The following is a 16,626-nucleotide window of genomic DNA, read 5'->3' on the forward strand; positions in this document are numbered from 1 at the left end:
TGTAGGCCGTGAGCGCAGTATCTGTTTCGCAGTCCGGTGTGCGGCCGATCCTTGCCGATGCCGTCGACGTTGCCCGCCGTGCGCTCCTGGAGTTGGAGCCGACCGGCGTGGGCGCGCATCTCGGTGTGACCGCGGAGGACGAGTCCGCGGCGACCCACCGATTCGCGGCCACCCTGCCCGGTTACCGCGGCTGGCAGTGGGCGGTCGTGGTGGCGGCCCCACCCGGCGCGCACTACGCGACGGTGAGCGAATCGGCCCTGCTGCCCGGTCCGGACGCGCTGGTCGCCCCCGATTTCATCCCGTGGGAGCAGCGCATCCGCCCCGGCGATCTGGCGCCCGGCGATCTGCTCGCCCCGCCCGCGAACGATCCGCGTCTGGTGCCCGGCTACGTCGCGAGCGGCGATCCGGCTGTTGATGAGGTGGCCCTGGAAATCGGCCTCGGCCGCCCCCAGGTGCTCAGCCGCGAGGGCCGCGAAGAAGCCGCCGAACGCTGGTACTCCGAATTCGGCCCCGAAACCGATATGGCCAAGGCCGCGCCCGCCACCTGCGGCAGCTGCGGCTTCTACCTCCCGCTGGCCGGCGCCCTCCGCTCCGCTTTCGGCGTCTGCGGAAACGCCATGGGCGCCGACGGTCGCGTAGTGCACACCGAATACGGCTGCGGTGCGCACTCGGACGTAGAAGTCCCCACCGGCGGTGGATCGCCACTGTACGAGGCATACGACGACGCCGCTTTCGACGTGATCCCGGCGGAGGCGCCGGGCAAGCCCGCGCCCGCAGCCGCAGCGGATGCGGTCAGTGAGCACGAGCCGACTGCCTCGGAGACCAGCGAAGCTGCGACTGGGGCCGAGTCGGATGAGCACGCCGAATCCGATGCTGTGGCGCAGCCGAGCGGCACCGCGTCGGGTGATGTGCCTACCGGCGCGACGGGCCCGGTGGAGTCGGACGTCGTGCAGCTGCCAGGCGATGCTGCGGCAGAGTCGAGCACATCGGGCCGGCCCGATGTCGTTGCCCACGATGTGGCCGACATATCCAGCGCTGCGGCCCCATCCGATCCCGCTGCGGACGTGGTGGCCGAGCCGAGTGCAGGGGTCGAGCGCGTTCCTGGCGCGTCCGATGTGGATAACGGGTCGGTCGGCGACGTGGTGCCCGGCACGGATGCGGCGGAAAGTCCGGCTGGATCGACCACAGATGCATCTGCCAGTGGTGAGGTGGAGTCGAACGGTGCGGCTGCCGAGATTTCGGCTGACGTGGCAGGGTCTGAGGCCGCGACCGAGGATTCGGCAAATGTCTCCACTTCCGGCGAGTCGAGTGCTGAAACTGTGGCGTCGCAGTCGGAATCCTCTGATGATGTCGCGACTGAGGCGGCGGTCGTGAGTGGTGCGGCAGTTCGCGAGGCATCGCCGACCATCGGTGTCGACGGTGGCGTGGCGGGGGGCCAGTCGAGCGTCGGCGAGTCTGTGTCGGACGTGTGGCCCGGTGCTCTGGCGTCGGGCGTCGACCGCGTGGCCGAGTTGGGTACTGATACGGCGAGTGAACCGGGCATTGGAGTTGCTGGGGCGCAGCCGGAATCGGATGCCAACGCTGGTGCGCCGGCGGACTTCGCAGGTGACGCTGAAAGTGCGGGTGGCGCGTCTAGCGCGGTTCGAGCCGAGGCGGCCGACACGCACAGGGTGAGTGCGGACACCCACGGTGACGCTGTCGGCCAGATCAGGGATGCGGATGGCGAGGCGGTAAGCGCGGACAGTGCGAGTGCGGATATCGATGGTCGTGCTGCTCGAGCTGAAAGCTGGATCGCGGGTGCTGGTGCCGAGACAGCTGACGCAGATAACGCGAGTGCGGACACTGATGCTGGGACCGTCGCTGTTCGTGGTGAAGCGGTCGATACCGACAGCGCGGCTGCGGGTGATGACGGTGGGCAGGTCGATGCTGACGGCGAGATCACCGGTGCCAAGGGCGAGGCTGCTGACTCTGCGGGTGGGAATAGGCCCGGGCCCGCGGCTCGGCCGGAGTTCGGGTCATCATTGTAGAGGTGAGTGCGGAGGGCGTGACCGCGGATCCGTTCGGGACGTCGGGGCTGCGGGCGGGGGTTCTCGCGGCTTGGCGTGATTCGCCTACGCGGTTGCGTGAGGATGCGGCGACCGAGGCGGATCTGGTGCGGGCGGGGTATCGGGATCGGCTGCTGACCGAGTTGGCGCAGAACGCCGCGGATGCCGCGGCCAAGGCCGGTGTGGCGGGGCGAGTGGTAGTGCGTCTTGTCGGCGGCGCCATGCACATCTCGAATACCGGTGCACCGCTGGATCTTTCGGGCGTGCACGCGCTGACGGCGCTGCGCGCCTCCGGTAAGGCGGATCCGGCCGCGAGCGTGGGCCGCTTCGGCGTCGGCTTCACCGCCGTACGCACGGTCAGCGACGAGATCGAGGTGCGCTCGACCACCGGCTCCCTGCTGTTCTCGCGCGAGCTCACCTGGAAAGCCCTGCGCGACCACGCGATCACCGTCCCAGACCCGGCCGAAAACTTCACACCCCCTGTCCTCCGCCTGGCCTGGCCGAACGACGCCACCCCACCGCCGGCCGCAGACACCGAGATCGTCCTGCGCCTGCGCTCCGACATCGACCCCCAATCCCTTCTCGCCGCGATGCGCGCCGAAGCCGTCGACCTCCTCCTGGAACTGCCCGCCCTACGGGGCATCCAAATCGGCGACGACGAGATCACCAGTACAGTCACCGCTCTGAACAACGAATCCCCGCACCCGCGCGCGCACAGCGGAGCGTGCCCCGCACACAGCAGCGAGGATTTCGGCGCCGGCGATTCAGGTCTGCCGAGCCGAAAAGGAGTGCTCGACGGCATTGGCGACACCGTCGCCGACATGAGCGGCGGGCGTGCGGGTCCGAGTCGCGGGCTTACCGACCCAATCGGGTGGAAGAAGGAAACCGACGACCTCGAATTCGGCAGCACCGATCGAGATCTGAGCGCACGCCTAGCCGCTGGGCTGGCGCTGCGGGAACTGCGCATCGACGGCCCCGGCTCGCAGCAACGGGTTTGGTGGGAGTACCGAACTGCGCGGGCACGCTGGCTGCTGCCGCTGCGCGATGGCCGGCCGGTGTCGGCCGCGCAGGATGTGCTGCGTGCGCCCACGCGATCGGACGAGGAGCTGTCGTTACCGGCTCTCCTGATCGCCGATATCCCGATGCAGCCAGACCGTCGACGGGTTCTCCCCGGTGCCCGCATTGCCGAATTCGCCGAGGGCTATGCCGATTTCGCCCGGGCCCTCCCGCCGCGCGACCGTCTCGTCCTGGTCCCCACCCCGGGCTTCGCCCGTAGCGAGGTCGACGGCATTCTGCGCGAGGCACTGATCCGCGAACTTCAGACCCATCCCTGGCTTCCGGTTGTAGCCGCGCGACCGAAAACCTCTGGTGCAATGGCAGCGCGTTCGGGACAAGCTGATATCAGATCGGCCGATTCGACTGCTGACCAAGCCTTTTCAACGCTCGGAACAGCGGGCTGCGATGCTGATCATCATGACGCGAGTGCCGGTGTGTCCGAAACCGAGGATTGGACCGCTACGGGCCTGCCTGGCGACGCGTGCTGTCTCGCGCCCGAGCCAATCCACGACGCAACGGCAGTGCCTATCCGAGCGAGCGTATTCACCGGTCTGAGTTGGGAACTGGCCGACCTGCTGGATGACGTCGTCGGCCCGCTGGTGGTGCCCGAGTTATCGGAGCGCGCACACAGCGAGGCCCTGGGTGTGCTGGATGTGCACAGATTGGGACTGGCTCGGCTGGCGGAACTTTCGGGTGGGCTCGAGCGGACCCCGAAGTGGTGGCGGTCGCTGTATGCGGCGTTGGAACCATATGTTCTCGATCCATTGGCTGCCGAGGAACTCGGCGCGCTCGCGGTACCGCTCGCGGACGGCCGACTGGTAACCGGTGCGCGCACGGTGGTTTTGGATGACCAACTCGATGTCGCCATCCCGGTGCACTGGGCGCGTTTGGTGCATCCCGAGGCAGTGCATCCGCTGCTCGCGCGACTCGGCGCACGTTCGGCCACCGGCGAGGATCTATTGAGCGATCCCGGATTACGCGCGGAACTGGAGGACCGGCCGGGCGATCGCGATACCACCGACGCCGTGCTGCGGCTCGCCGCGCATGCCGATCCGTCGGCCCTGCCGTCTTGGCTCGGCCTGCTCGAATTACCCGACACGACGGGAGAATTGCTCCCCGCCGACGAATTGCTGCTCCCCGCGGCACCGTTGCGCGAATTGCTGGTACCGGACTCGCCGTTCGGCACCGTCGCAACGGATCTGGTGGACCGCTACGGCGTCGAGGCGCTGCGCGCGGTAGGCGTCGGCTGGGACTTCAGCATTGTCGTCGAATCCGATCCCACCGGCCCCGACCACCACCTGGACGACGAGGAACTTTGGTGGTCGGGCCTGCCCGAGGATCCGCCGGAACTGGCCGCAGTCCGCGACCTGGACCTCGTCGACGAGCCGTCCTGGCCAGCGGCCTTGCGACAGTTGGCATCCAGTCCGCGCACCCGCGAACTGCTCACCGATCCCGAAGGCTACACGGCTTGGTGGTTGCGCAGACACGCGCGCGTCAACGGCACACCTCTCGGCCTGCTCCGCCACCCCGCGGATACCGAATTCGTCAGTCTACTACCCGAATTCGAGCTCCCCGACCTCGATCCCGAAGCCTTACGCGCAGTCTTGGCGAACCCGAACGCCATGACCCAGGAACTGGCCGCCGCACTACTGGCCGCCCTCGCCGATCCATCGAAAACCCCTACACCCGAGGTGGTTTCTGGAATCCACGCCCGTCTCGCCGCCGCAGTGGATCACCTCGACCTGACCGAACTCGAACTCCCCGAGCGCGTGCGCGCCCTGTCTGCGGCGGTCGTCGACCCTGATGATGCGTGGGTACTCGACCAGCCGTGGTTCGGCCTCGCCGTCCCCGCGGATCACCTGATAGCAGGCGATACCCCCACGGCACCCGCGCTCGCGAACTTGCTCGATCTCCCCATGGTCTCCGAGGTGATCACCGCCGAGGTGACGAGCCAGGGCCGCCACACCACCTGGTTCGCCGAACCGCTGGGAGTCGTTCTCCGCCAACTATTTCCACTGCCCGACCAGCAAGGCGACCTGGTTCTGCACGACGACCTCCAGATCCGCCTACACGGCGCCCTGGAAACCACTGTCCGCGTCCCCTGGTGGCGCGACGGCACAACCACCCACGTCCAATCCCCGCATCACCCAGCCTGACTGCCGCCTGATCGTGATCGACTCGCGCCCCACCTACTCCGCGTAGTTCGCGACCATCTCGCTGAGCAGATCCAGTTGTCCGCGCACACTTTCGCTGTCATCGTCGACCAACCAGCGCAACACCACACCGTCGATCACATTCAAGGCGAAGCGGCTCAGCGTCGGCACCGGCACGGACAACCGGCAGCCGGTGGCATCGCGGGCCTGGTCGAGGAGGTCGGCGACGGTGGTGTCGTTGAATGCGTACTGTTCGCGCGCGATCGCGATTTTCGCGGGAGTAGATTCCCCTTCGCGTAGCGCATATGTCGTGGTTTCGTAGGTGAGTAGTTGTCGTTCCGGTGTGGCTTCGATGTTGAGCCACATCAGTTCCAGTCCGGCGCGTATCAATTTTTGAAGCGCTTCTTTTCCACTTCCGACGTCTTGCCAAACTGTTTCGTTGGCGTCGACAGAATCACGCAATTCCATCGACAACGCCTTGACCAGCTCGGTCATCAGTGCGTCCTTGTTTTCGAAACAGTAATGCACCACACCGAGCGAAACGCCGGCTGCCTGTGCGACATCGCGCGTGGTCACGCCCGCGACGCCCTTTTTCTCGGCGAGGCCGATGGCTGCCTCGATAAGGTGGGCCCGTCGTTCTTCGACGCTCAATCGGGAGGACACCCAAGGGAGTTAAGTCCGCAACTGCGCCACAGTCAATTCGCAGGGCCGAAAATCTCGAATGGACGACTGTCTAGCTGTGTGGTTCGCTGCACCACGGGATCGAAGGGAGACAAGTATGCCGATTTCGCGCAGAACGGTGCTGGCTCGAGCCGCGGCGGGTTCCGCTGTACTCGCGACAGCCGTGGCCACCGTGCCAGGTGTGGCGGCGGCGCTCGACGGACCAGCCGTCGCGACTCCCGAATCCGCTGGCTACCTTATCGGACGCGGTCTTTCCGATATCACCGGCCCCGCCGCCGAATGCGGAATGATGGGCTATTCGCAGTTCGAACAGCAGACGGCGGGTATCCATCTGCGCCCGCGTGCTCGCGCATTCGTCATCGACAGTGGTGCGCGCCGAATCGTGTTCGCCGTCGCGGAGAACGGCATGATTTTCCAGTCCGTGCATCGCGGCGTCCTGCTCGAACTCGCCCGCCGCTTCGGTGATCTGTATACCGAGCAGAACGTCCTGCTCACCTCGACGCATTCACATGCGACCTGCGGTGGCTCCAGCAACGATTACGCATACAACCTGTCGATTCTGGGATTTCAACAGCAGGTCTACGACGCCGAGGTGAACGGCATTGTGGAGGCTATCGTCGCCGCGCACGCCGATCTCGGACCCGGTACGCTTTCGCTGGGCCGCGCCGAACTGCACGACGCGAGTGTCAACCGGTCGCGAGTCGCCTTCGAGCGCAATCCGGATGTGGATAAACAGCACTTCCCGAATGCCATCGACCCGGCGGTCACCGTGCTGTCATTCGTCAAGGGCGGCAAGCAAGTCGGCGCTATCACCTGGTTCGCCACGCACAACACATCGATGACCAACCAGAACCGGCTGATCAGCGCGGATAACAAGGGCTACGCCTCGTTCTCCTATGAACACGCCGAGCACGGCGTTCGCTATCTCGATGGTCCGGCCGATTTCGTCGCCGCGTTCGCGCAGACCAACGCGGGGGATTTGTCTCCGAATCTGAATCTGCAACCGGGTTCGGGGCCGACCGAGAACGAGTTCGAGAACACCCGCATCATCGGCGAGCGCCAGTACGACGCGTCGAAAACCGCGTCGTCGGGCGCGCAGTCCATCAGCGGTCCGGTCGATTCGATGCTCTGTTATATCGACCTGGCCGATACCGCCGTCGACGGCAGATTCACCCCCGACGGCCAACCGCGCCATACCGCGCCCGCCGCCGCGGGTGTCTCGCTCATCGCCGGCAGCGTCGAGGACGGTCCGGGTCTGCCGGGGGTCCCGATCCCGGAGGGGGTGCGCAATCCGTTCATCGATGCGCTGGGCGATCCGCGCCAGCCCGCACCGTCCTGGCTCGCGGATGCGCAGGCGCCCAAGGCGATCATCGCGCCGCTCGGGCTCTTGCCGCCGGTGCCCTGGGTGCCGAATGTGGTGCCGATTCAGCTGGTTCGGATCGGCGAGCTCTACTTGGCTTGCGGCGGTGGCGAATTCACCATCGTCGCCGGACTGCGCATCCGCCGCACCGTCGCCGCCGCGCTCGGCGTCGCGCTGGAGCAGGTGTTGATGCAGGGCTACGCGAACGCGTACCACGAATACGTGACCACGCCGGAGGAATACGACTCCCAGCAGTACGAGGGTGGCTCAACCCTCTTCGGTCGCTATACATTGCCTGCCTACCAGCAGGAGTTCACCCGTCTGGCGACGGCTTTCGCTGCCGGTCAGCAGGTGCCTCGCGGACCGGCGCCCCGCGATATATCCAATCTGCAGCCGAACTTCCAACCTGCGCCCGGTCCCGATGCCACGCCGGCAGGGCGTGGTTTCGGCGACGTCCTGACCCAGCCCGCCGCCTGGTATGCGCGTGGTACCCAGGCCGCCGCCGAATTCGTCTCCGCCCACCCCAAGCACAACCCGCGCCGCAACGGGACCTTCCTGGAGGTACAGCGCCGCAACGCATCCGGTGACTGGGTCCGCGTCGCCAACGAGGGTGAATGGGCCGTCCGCTTCTACTGGAGCAAACGCGGACTCGCCGAATCCGTAGCCCGCTTCACCTGGGACATCCCCACGGACGCCACCCCGGGCAACTACCGCATGCGGCACTTCGCCGACGGTCTGAGCCCGGACGGCACCCTGCACCCCTTCACCGGCACCACCAACGAGTTCGAAGTGAGCTGAGGCGGTCAAAGTCCGGTTTGCGCGCCTTTGTCGCCGCGGCGGGCGCCCCGGCGCTGAATAGCGAAGATCGTGTAGCCGAGCAGGCCGACGGCCAACCCCATCAGACACACCGGGCGGGCGGATTCCCAGCGGTCGCTGGTCCACACAACGATGGTGGCGATCAGCCAGAGCGTGCTGCCGACCACGAGGACCGGCCGTGGATCGGTGAAGCGCGGCGGGATCTGCGGGACATTCTGGGGCACAGTCACAGCGTAGCTGCGGGAACAGGCGGTCACCGGCCAGCGTGTCCCGTATCGTTCTGCTCTGTGACAACGCCATCGGATGTTCGAGCTCTCGCTGGTGAGCTGTCGCTCGCGGTAGTGCGCTTGACGCGACATCTGCGGGGACGGCGCGCCGACGCGCAGATCTCGCTGACGCAGCTCTCCGCACTCGCCACCCTGCATCGGGAAGGGGCGATGACGCCGGGCGCGTTGGCCGCCAAGGAACGCGTGCAGCCACCCTCGATGACGCGTGTGATAGCCTCGCTCACCGATCTGGAATTGGTGGAGCGCAAGCCGCATCCGACTGATGGCCGTCAGATCATCGTCTCGCTCTCGGATGCGGGCCGGGCACTGATCGTCGACGAAACCAGCGCCCGCGAAGCCTGGATGACCGAACAGCTCTCGACTCTCACCGACGAACAACTGGTCGTGCTGACCCGCGCGGTCAGCATCATGAAGCAACTCGTCGACAACTCGGAGTAACCCGATTCCCCGGGTCGTTTGCTAGCGAGGTGCGTAGCCGCCACGGGCGTATCGGGCGCCGAACGGTTGGTCGCTGTCCACGATGTCGCGACCGAGGGGGAACAGGGAGATCGGGATGAGTTTGAGGTTCGCCCAGCCGAAGGGTATGCCGATGATCGAGATGAACAGCGGGATGCTGGTGAACAGGTGGCCGAGCGCAAGCCACCAACCGGCGACGATGAACCAGATGATGTTGCCGATCATCGAACCGACACCCGCCGAGGGTTTTTCGATCGTGGTGCGTCCGAATGGCCAGAGCACGTAGATCGCGATCCGGAACGCGGCGATACCCCAGGGGATCGTGATGATCAGGACGCAGCAGATGATGCCCGCGAGAATGTAGCCGAGCGCCATCCAGAACCCGACGAATACGAGCCACAGGATATTGAGCACCAGCTGAATCGGCTTCATGAATCAAGCATGCCAGCCGATGGCATATCCGGACATCGGTCCGGAGTACGAGGCGGGCTCAGGGAAATCCCCGATCAGCGACACTCGGCCCAGTCGAGCCGGTAGAACCAGCCCAACTCAGGGGATTCAGTCCCTACCGACCACGCCCTGGCCCGTGGATGGATGAAGCGATGACTTCGATCCAACCCGGGCGGGGTCCGCGTTGCAGGCCGGTTCCGAGCCCACGATGTGCGACGCGGGGTATCGGTGGACATCGCGCCCCAATTTTGTTGGTGAATCCAACATTGATGTCGCCGAATATTTAGATATTCATTGGCTGCGTCAACAAACTCTGCCGACTGCCGATCGCTCGGCTCAGAAGAACCAGCCGAGTACCGCGTCGCGCTCCGCGCCGAATGCCTCGTCGAGAGCGCGTAGTTGCGCGGCGTCTTTGGCTTGCAGGCGGTTGGCGGCTGCGAAGACTCGAGCCGGGTAGGCGCCGAGGTTGGAGGGGGTGTGCGGGGACGGCAGGATGTAGCGGTGGCTGATGTGATCGATATCGGTGATCCTGGAGATTCGCGGGTCGATGACTTTCGCGATCTGAAGTCCGCGGATCGGCGGCCGGATCTGCCGGGGCGCAAAGGGTTGGTGATCGCGGAGGGGGTGGTGGTTGTCCAGCGGATGTTGGATTCGCGGTTCCGGCCGAGTGCGCTGCTCGGGGTGGAGAAACGGCGGGCCGAACTCGCGGAGGATCTAGCCGGAATCGATGTGCCGTATTACCGGGCGAGCGCCGAGGTGATGGCGGAGGTGGTCGGATTCCATCTCAATCGCGGGGTGCTCGCGGTGGCGCGCAGGCCCGCCGAGCTGAGCGCGCAGGACGTCATCGAGCGGGCCCGCACGGTCGCGGTGCTGGAGGGCGTGAACGATCACGAGAATCTCGGCTCGATGTTCCGGAATGCCGCCGGGCTCGGCGTCGATGCGATCCTGTTCGGCGATCGGTGCGCCGATCCGTTGTATCGGCGAGCGGTGCGGGTGTCGATGGGGCATGTGCTGCGGGTGCCGTTCGCGCAACTGCCGAAATGGCCGGAGGGGCTGAATGCATTGCGGAACAAGGGATTCCAGCTCATCGCGCTCACCCCGAACCCGGCCGCGGTGAATCTGGCGACGGCGATGACAGGGGAGCGGGTGGCGCTGCTGCTCGGTGCGGAGGGACCCGGATTGACCGAAGAAGCTATGCGAGCCACCGATATTCGAGCCCGCATCCCGATGGCACCCGGCACCGATTCGCTCAATGTGGCGACAGCGGCCGCCATGGCGTTCTATGAACGGGTGAGGACGTCATGAGCGAGCGTCGGCGAGTGAACCATAGGCATGGCGTGCCGTGGCTGACGACGGAGCCGAGTCCCAGCGAGGCGCGGTCGTGAGTTACTTCCCGAACGGGGCGTACCGGCCCTACCAGCCGTACCGGGATCCGACCCCGTGGGCCGCCGGACTCACCGTCGCGACCATGGTCGCGCTGTTGACGGCCGTCGCCGTGTACGCATTCGGCTCGGCGCTGGCGCAGGTCCATCCCCTGCTCGCGATCGTGGTCAACCTCGTCGCGGTCGGCGGCGCCACCCCCACTGCCTGGCGCTGGCGTCTGGCCCCCGTGACCCGCTGGGTTATCAGTGGGGGCGCGGCGGGTGTGCTGCTCGGCTGGTTCATCTTGATCATCGGCGGTCTATCGGGATAGCAGATCTTTTGACGTCCTCCCCGCCCTGAAGGACGGGGTTTCCGGCCTGCGGGCGTTATGCCGCGCTTCCGGTGGGTTCCTGCTTCACAGCCGGTTGCGCACCCGAAGACGCGACTGACACCAGCTCCACAGGCGTTGAACTGTCCGCACGTCCGGCGGCCAGAATGTTCATCGCGGCGTTCAAATCCCGGTCGTGGGATACCCCGCAGGTGCACGTCCACTCGCGGACGTGCAACGGTTTCCGACCGTCGATCGCGCCGCATACCGAACACATCTGCGACGACGGGAAGAACCGATCCACCTTCCCAAAAGTGCGGCCATACCTCGCGGCCTTCTCCTCCACCATGCGAGTGAACAGGCCCCACCCCGCATCGTGCACCGACTTCGCCAGCCTCGTGCGCGCGAGACCTTTCACGCACAAGTCCTCCACATACACCGCTTGGTTGTCGCGGATGATCATCGTGGAGTGCTTGTGCGCCCAATCCCTGCGCGTATCGGCCACTTTCGCGTGCGCCTTCGCAACCTTCAATCGAGCTTTCGCCCGATTCGCCGCGCCCTTCTCCTTGCGAGACAAGGACTTTTGCGCCTGGCGAAGCTTGCGTTCGGCCTGCCGCAGGAACCTGGGCGAAGCGATCGTCTTGCCGTCGGACAGGACGGCGAATGTCGTCAAGCCCAGGTCTATACCCACCTCGGAATCGACCGAAGGTAGCGGTTCGTCGTCCACCTGCACCACGAACGACGCGAAATACCGGCCCGAGGAATCCTTGATCACTGTCACGCTCGACGGGTCCGAGGGCAGCTCCCGCGACCAGCGAACCTCTACGTCCCCAACCTTCGGCAACCGCAACTTCCCGCCGGGCGTGACCGTGAACCGCGCGTTCTTCGTGAACCGGATCGACTGCCGATTGTCCTTGCGGGAACGAAAACGCGGCGGTGCAACCTTCGCGCCCTTGCGTTTCCCGGATACCGACCGAAAGAAGTTCCGGTAGGCGGTGTTCAGATCGGCGAGGGCCTGTTGCAGGACCACACTGGACACCTCGGCCAGCCACTCGCGTTCCAGCGTGTACTTTGCTTCGGTCAACCGTTTCGACAACTCGCTGTCCGGGATATACGCAAGCTTGCCGTCGAACGCGGCTCGGCGAGCCGCCAGCGCATCGTTGAACACCACCCGCGCGCAACCGAACGCTTTCGACAACGACCGCTGCTGACCCACGCTCGGGTAGAGACGGAAGTTGTAACGCAGCTGCACCCGATGATTCTATCATTGGTTTATGGCTGACTACGAATCCATCCGAACTGGTAGACACTGTGTTTTCGTGCTGCACGCCCACTTGGTTTTCGTCACCAAATACCGGCATCGCGTGTTCACCGACCGGCACCTGGCGCGGATGGAGGAAATCATGCGGGCCGTGTGCACGGACTTCGAATGCGAGCTGGTCGAGTTCAACGGCGAAACCAACCACGTCCACTTGCTGGTGAACTTCCCGCCGAAGGTCGCGCTGTCGCGGCTGGTCAACTCCCTCAAGGGCGTGTCGTCGCGGCGGATGCGCCAGGAATTCCCCGACCTCGTGCACCACTATTGGCGCGCGCAACGACTCTGGTCGGGTTCCTACTTCGCGGGCTCGGTCGACGGCGCGCCGACCAGTGTGTTGCGGCAGTACATCGAACAGCAGCAGCGTCCCGTCTAGAGCACGCTCAGGCCTTGACGGCCCTCCCGCGTCCGCCTTCACCACCAGGCTGAAACCCGGCGCACTGGCGGACATTTGGTAGCTCGCGCGCGCGACCTCTGTGACTGCGGGCCGAGCGCGAGTCGTCCGGCCAGGTGGGGAGACATTGTCGCCTTGGTGTGGCCCGCAATCCAGGTAACGCGGTGGCAATGCCAGTTGCGCGCGATTATGAGACCGGGTCTTTGCCCCGGAGCCAGTGGAGCAGACCTCGTCTCGGTTTCGTGTCGCCGTTGTGCCTCTCCAGCCGGATCAGGTCGGCGGGGTCGGGGGCTTGGCCCTTGGGGTAGAGGGTGAATCCGCAGACCGCGATATCGCCTGCGACCAGTGCACCTTCGGGGGCGGGGGCGCGGTAGTGGAAACCGAGCCATTCGTTATTGGCGGCGTCGGCGAAATCGGGTGGGTCGAAGGGGAGGGTCTGCGGGTCGGGCAGTTCGCCGGCGTGCCACCGCACCGGATGATCACCGGCCCAATACGATCGCTCCCACACCAGCGGCAGACCCTCGTCTTCCAGGATGTTCACCCGTGTCGAGCTGAATGAGCGCCGGAATTCTCCACGCTCCCAATGGGCGAACGCGCCCCAGCCGAGATTTATGTCGAAGGAGATCAGATAGGTGTGATCGGAGGCGAGCGGGCGCACCAGCAACTCCGGCAGCGCCGTCGGATGTGCCCGCGCGGCCTGCGCCGAGCACACCACCGTGACCCCCGGATAGCAACCGATGTATACCTCGTCGGTATCCGGGCCCGCGCAGCCGCCCAGGGTACCGACCATGATCGGCCTGACATCGCGATCCGTGTGCAGCTGTTTCGCCAGCGCGAGAGCGGCTTCGGGATCCGGATCGTGGTTCGCGCGGAGTACCGCCAACGGATCCTGTGCGTCGACATACCAGAGAGACGAAGCCTTGGACAGCATTTCCGGCACCTCCCGATGGTTGCACCAAACCGCTCCGCAAATTTTGAGCAACCCACGGTGCCCTCTAGCAACTCCCGCTACCGTGAACCGCCCGACGTCGACTCATCGAGTCGACGCCACACCGAAAAATCTACCCGCACTACGCGCCCAACATCGGCCCTTCCGCATCCGAACACGCCAGCACCCCTCACAAATTCCCAGCAAACACTTAGCCGGGCGCCCGAAATCAAGATCAGGTGGAAACTACGTCGGCATCGCCGACAGAAACCCACCACCATGTCCACCTGATCTTGATCAACATCCGAATGCGCCGAGGCGTGGAGGCTTCAGCCGTTGCGGAAGACCTGGCCACGCCTCGCGACTGCCGGCTGTGTCTGAAAGCCGGCCGCGGCCGAATCGGCCGCTCGAAGTTGCGCTATGTCCGAAGACTGACCGCGGCCAGATTTTCCGAACCCGACTGCTCCGAACTGGCCGACTACGCCCTGAATCTCGATCCGCCTCCGGACCCCCAGCGCGGGAACGAAAGTCAGTGCCCCGAGCTACGTACCCCGAGCAACACGTCCTCCCACGACGGCATCGGCGCCTTACCGCGCTTGTTCCGAGCTGTCTTCGCGGGCGCCTTCTTCGGCGTTTCCTCCGCAGCAGGCTTCGGAGCGGGCTTCGAGGCCGTAGCGGGCGCCGCGGGCGCGGACGGGGTGGTGCCGGCACCAGCCGCAGCGCTGCCGACGGTAGGCGCGATATTCGTCCCAGCGGTGACCGCAGCGGAAGAAGTCGCGGCCGGAACGGGATTCGTGCTCGCGGCGGCCGGAATCGCGGCTGCCCCACTGCCCGCGCCGACCGGCGTACCGCTACCGCCGGCCGCGACGGAACGCTGCTCGTAGTACTCGTCCAGCGTCGGCTGAGTCCGGGCCGCCGGACGCGCCGATGCCGCCGTGCTCTCGCGCGCGGGACGCGTCTCGGCCGGCCGGGTCTCCACCGGCCGGGTCTCTACCGCAGGCTCGGGCACCGCGGGCGACTCGATCTCCGCCTGCGGCGGCAGGATGGTGGCGAGGCCGCGTAGGGCACGGCCGAAGTCGGGATCGATCAGATCCGAGGCGGGATCGTCGAGTGGGGAAACCGAGCCGCCGTGCGCGTCGGGCTGGTAGCGCCAATGCGCGGCGATCTCGGAACGTCCGTTCTGCCACTGCAACTGCGCGACCCAGAAACCCTTCTCGTCTTTCCAGGCATCCCACTCGGCATTTTCGAGCGTGTGACCGCGTTCGGTGAACGCGGCGGTGACGATATCTATGAGGGTTTCCGCGGCCGGCCCGTCGGCGCGCACCGGATGCGCCTTCTGCGCGAGCTCGGCGGCGCGGGCCCGCTCCAGCAGCACCGGATAGGCGAACCGCTCCACCCGACTCAGCGGCATACCGGATTCTTCGGTGACCTGTTGAACGGATGCCCCGGCACGGATACGAGCTTGAATATCGCGGGGACGCATAGTTGCTTCCATCTCGATCTCAATCTGGCCGAATCGGGCAAGGTCTCCGCGTGCTGCGGCTCGAAGCTTGTCGTCGGCGGGCAGCCGGTACTTGGTGCCGGTCTCGGTGTCGATGCACACGATGTGCGTGGAGTCGGGCGTCACCCCGATCACTCGAAGTTCACGCACCGTTACCTCCTTATCGCGTCGGCTCGCGACACCGCCCACTTTCCGAAACAGTAATGCACTACTGGTGATCTCGCGGCAAGACACGCGAAGCGGAAATCTGCGAAAGATCCTCCGCGCCTCGCTAATCTGCTCTATTCAACGCGCGGTGCCCGAAGACGCGGCGTGTCGAGAGTGGGCGTGTCGCAAATGACCGAGCTCGATTTACCCCAGTTTTTCGACAACCCAGTCGATGCTACGCGTCAGCTGCGAAACATCCTCGGGGTCGATGGCGGGGAACATGCCGACGCGCAGCTGGTTGCGGCCGAGCTTGCGGTAGGGCTCGGTGTCGACGATTCCGTTGGCGCGCAGCACCTTTGCCACGGCGGCCGCGTCGACCGAGTCGGCGAAGTCGATCGTGCCGACGACCTGTGAGCGGTGCGCGGGATCCGCGACGTACGGGGTGGCGAAGGAGCTCGATTCGGCCCAGGAGTACAACCGCGACGAGGAGTCCAGCGTCCGCTTGACCGCCCAGTCCAGGCCGCCGTTGGCGTTGATCCACTCGATCTGGTCGGCGAACAGCAGCAGGGTGCCCAACGCCGGGGTGTTGTATGTCTGATCCTTGGTGCTGTTGTCGATCGCGATCGGCAGCGAAAGGAAGTCCGGGGTCCAGCGACCCGAGGCCTTGATCTCCTCGACCCGGGCCAGCGCGGCCGGGCTCATCAGCGCGACCCACAGGCCGCCGTCGGCGGCGAAGCACTTCTGCGGTGCGAAGTAGTAGATATCGGCATCGGTGATGTTGACCGGCAGACCGCCCGCACCGGAGGTGGCGTCGATGGCGATCAGTGCGTGCTCCGAACCAGCCGGACGCTGCACGGGGATGGAAACGCCGGTGGAGGTCTCGTTGTGCGCCCAGCCGATGAGGTCGGCCGTTGGGTCCGAAACCGGCTCGGGGGCACTGCCCGGCTCGGCCGAGACCACGATCGGATCGCCGATGAACGGGTTGCCCTTGGCCACCGCGGCGAACTTCGAGCTGAACTCGCCATTGGTCAGGTGCAGCGAGCGCTCCCGGATCAGGCCGAACGCGGCGGCATCCCAGAACGCCGTGGTGCCACCGTTGCCCAGCACCACCTCGTAGCCGTCGGGCAGTGCGAACAGCTCGCGCAGGCCGCTGCGCACCCGCGCCACCACATCCTTGACCGGCTTCTGCCGGTGACTTGTTCCGAACACCGAGGCGCCCACGGACACCAGAGACTGCAACTGCTCTGGGCGCACCTTGGAGGGGCCACAGCCGAACCGTCCGTCGGCGGGCTTGAGATCGTCGGGAATGGTCGGGAACTCAGCGCTCATGGCCAACAGGGTAGACGG

General features: G+C 65.9%; 14 protein-coding genes. 7 read left to right on the top strand and 7 right to left on the bottom strand.

Annotated features, from left to right (window positions below; translation table 11 throughout):
• Positions 1-8: 8 nt before the first annotated feature.
• Complete coding sequence (locus ACW2Q0_RS03210; RefSeq protein WP_457185844.1) at positions 9-2,027, top strand: DUF3027 domain-containing protein; 2,019 nt, start codon at positions 9-11, stop codon at positions 2,025-2,027.
• 2 nt (positions 2,028-2,029) lie between these two features.
• Positions 2,030-5,257 (top strand): sacsin N-terminal ATP-binding-like domain-containing protein, encoded by a 3,228-nt coding sequence (locus ACW2Q0_RS03215; protein ID WP_457185846.1) that lies wholly within the window; start codon positions 2,030-2,032, stop codon positions 5,255-5,257.
• Positions 5,258-5,290: 33 nt separating this feature from the next.
• Here ACW2Q0_RS03215 and ACW2Q0_RS03220 read toward each other — a convergent pair whose 3' ends face one another.
• Complete coding sequence (locus ACW2Q0_RS03220) at positions 5,291-5,905, bottom strand: TetR/AcrR family transcriptional regulator (protein ID WP_457185848.1); 615 nt, start codon at positions 5,903-5,905, stop codon at positions 5,291-5,293.
• 127 nt (positions 5,906-6,032) lie between these two features.
• Between ACW2Q0_RS03220 and ACW2Q0_RS03225 the strand changes: the two genes are divergently transcribed.
• Entirely contained in the window at positions 6,033-8,093 is a 2,061-nt protein-coding gene (locus ACW2Q0_RS03225) for a neutral/alkaline ceramidase (protein ID WP_457185850.1), read from the top strand.
• Positions 8,094-8,098: 5 nt separating this feature from the next.
• Here the strand turns inward: ACW2Q0_RS03225 and ACW2Q0_RS03230 are convergent, their stop codons facing one another.
• Complete coding sequence (locus tag ACW2Q0_RS03230; RefSeq protein WP_457185852.1) at positions 8,099-8,335, bottom strand: DUF2530 domain-containing protein; 237 nt, start codon at positions 8,333-8,335, stop codon at positions 8,099-8,101.
• A 63-nt stretch (positions 8,336-8,398) separates the two neighbouring features.
• Here ACW2Q0_RS03230 and ACW2Q0_RS03235 point away from each other — a divergent pair, with 63 nt between their 5' ends.
• The gene (locus ACW2Q0_RS03235; protein WP_457185854.1) at positions 8,399-8,836 is read left to right on the top strand and encodes a MarR family winged helix-turn-helix transcriptional regulator; all 438 of its coding nucleotides are present in this window, start codon (positions 8,399-8,401) and stop codon (positions 8,834-8,836) included.
• A 21-nt stretch (positions 8,837-8,857) separates the two neighbouring features.
• Here the strand turns inward: ACW2Q0_RS03235 and ACW2Q0_RS03240 are convergent, their stop codons facing one another.
• Positions 8,858-9,286, bottom strand: coding sequence for a YccF domain-containing protein (locus ACW2Q0_RS03240; RefSeq protein ID WP_457185856.1), 429 nt, complete (start codon positions 9,284-9,286; stop codon positions 8,858-8,860).
• A gap of 519 nt (positions 9,287-9,805) precedes the next feature.
• Here ACW2Q0_RS03240 and ACW2Q0_RS03245 point away from each other — a divergent pair.
• Complete coding sequence (locus ACW2Q0_RS03245; protein WP_457185858.1) at positions 9,806-10,609, top strand: TrmH family RNA methyltransferase; 804 nt, start codon at positions 9,806-9,808, stop codon at positions 10,607-10,609.
• Positions 10,610-10,685: 76 nt separating this feature from the next.
• A complete protein-coding gene (locus ACW2Q0_RS03250) occupies positions 10,686-10,997 on the top strand; it encodes a DUF2537 domain-containing protein (RefSeq protein WP_457185860.1) in 312 nt (103 codons plus the stop codon).
• A gap of 55 nt (positions 10,998-11,052) precedes the next feature.
• Here ACW2Q0_RS03250 and ACW2Q0_RS03255 read toward each other — a convergent pair whose 3' ends face one another.
• Positions 11,053-12,246 (bottom strand): RNA-guided endonuclease InsQ/TnpB family protein, encoded by a 1,194-nt coding sequence (locus tag ACW2Q0_RS03255; protein ID WP_457185862.1) that lies wholly within the window; start codon positions 12,244-12,246, stop codon positions 11,053-11,055.
• A 22-nt stretch (positions 12,247-12,268) separates the two neighbouring features.
• On the opposite strand from ACW2Q0_RS03255, the gene tnpA reads away from it, so the two are divergent.
• Positions 12,269-12,685: an IS200/IS605 family transposase gene (tnpA, locus tag ACW2Q0_RS03260; RefSeq protein ID WP_457185864.1), complete on the top strand. Its 417-nt coding sequence runs from the start codon at positions 12,269-12,271 to the stop codon at positions 12,683-12,685.
• 205 nt (positions 12,686-12,890) lie between these two features.
• Here tnpA and ACW2Q0_RS03265 read toward each other — a convergent pair whose 3' ends face one another.
• The 3 genes from ACW2Q0_RS03265 to serC all read right to left on the bottom strand — a co-directional run bounded on the left by ACW2Q0_RS03265 (position 12,891) and on the right by serC (position 16,608).
• Positions 12,891-13,634, bottom strand: coding sequence for a DUF6928 family protein (locus ACW2Q0_RS03265; RefSeq protein WP_457185866.1), 744 nt, complete (start codon positions 13,632-13,634; stop codon positions 12,891-12,893).
• A 526-nt stretch (positions 13,635-14,160) separates the two neighbouring features.
• Positions 14,161-15,282: a septation protein SepH gene (gene sepH, locus ACW2Q0_RS03270; RefSeq protein WP_457185868.1), complete on the bottom strand. Its 1,122-nt coding sequence runs from the start codon at positions 15,280-15,282 to the stop codon at positions 14,161-14,163.
• A 201-nt stretch (positions 15,283-15,483) separates the two neighbouring features.
• Entirely contained in the window at positions 15,484-16,608 is a 1,125-nt protein-coding gene (serC, locus tag ACW2Q0_RS03275) for a phosphoserine transaminase (protein WP_457185870.1), read from the bottom strand.
• Between the last annotated feature and the right edge of the window lie 18 nt (positions 16,609-16,626).

This window comes from Nocardia citri, from assembly GCF_054065835.1.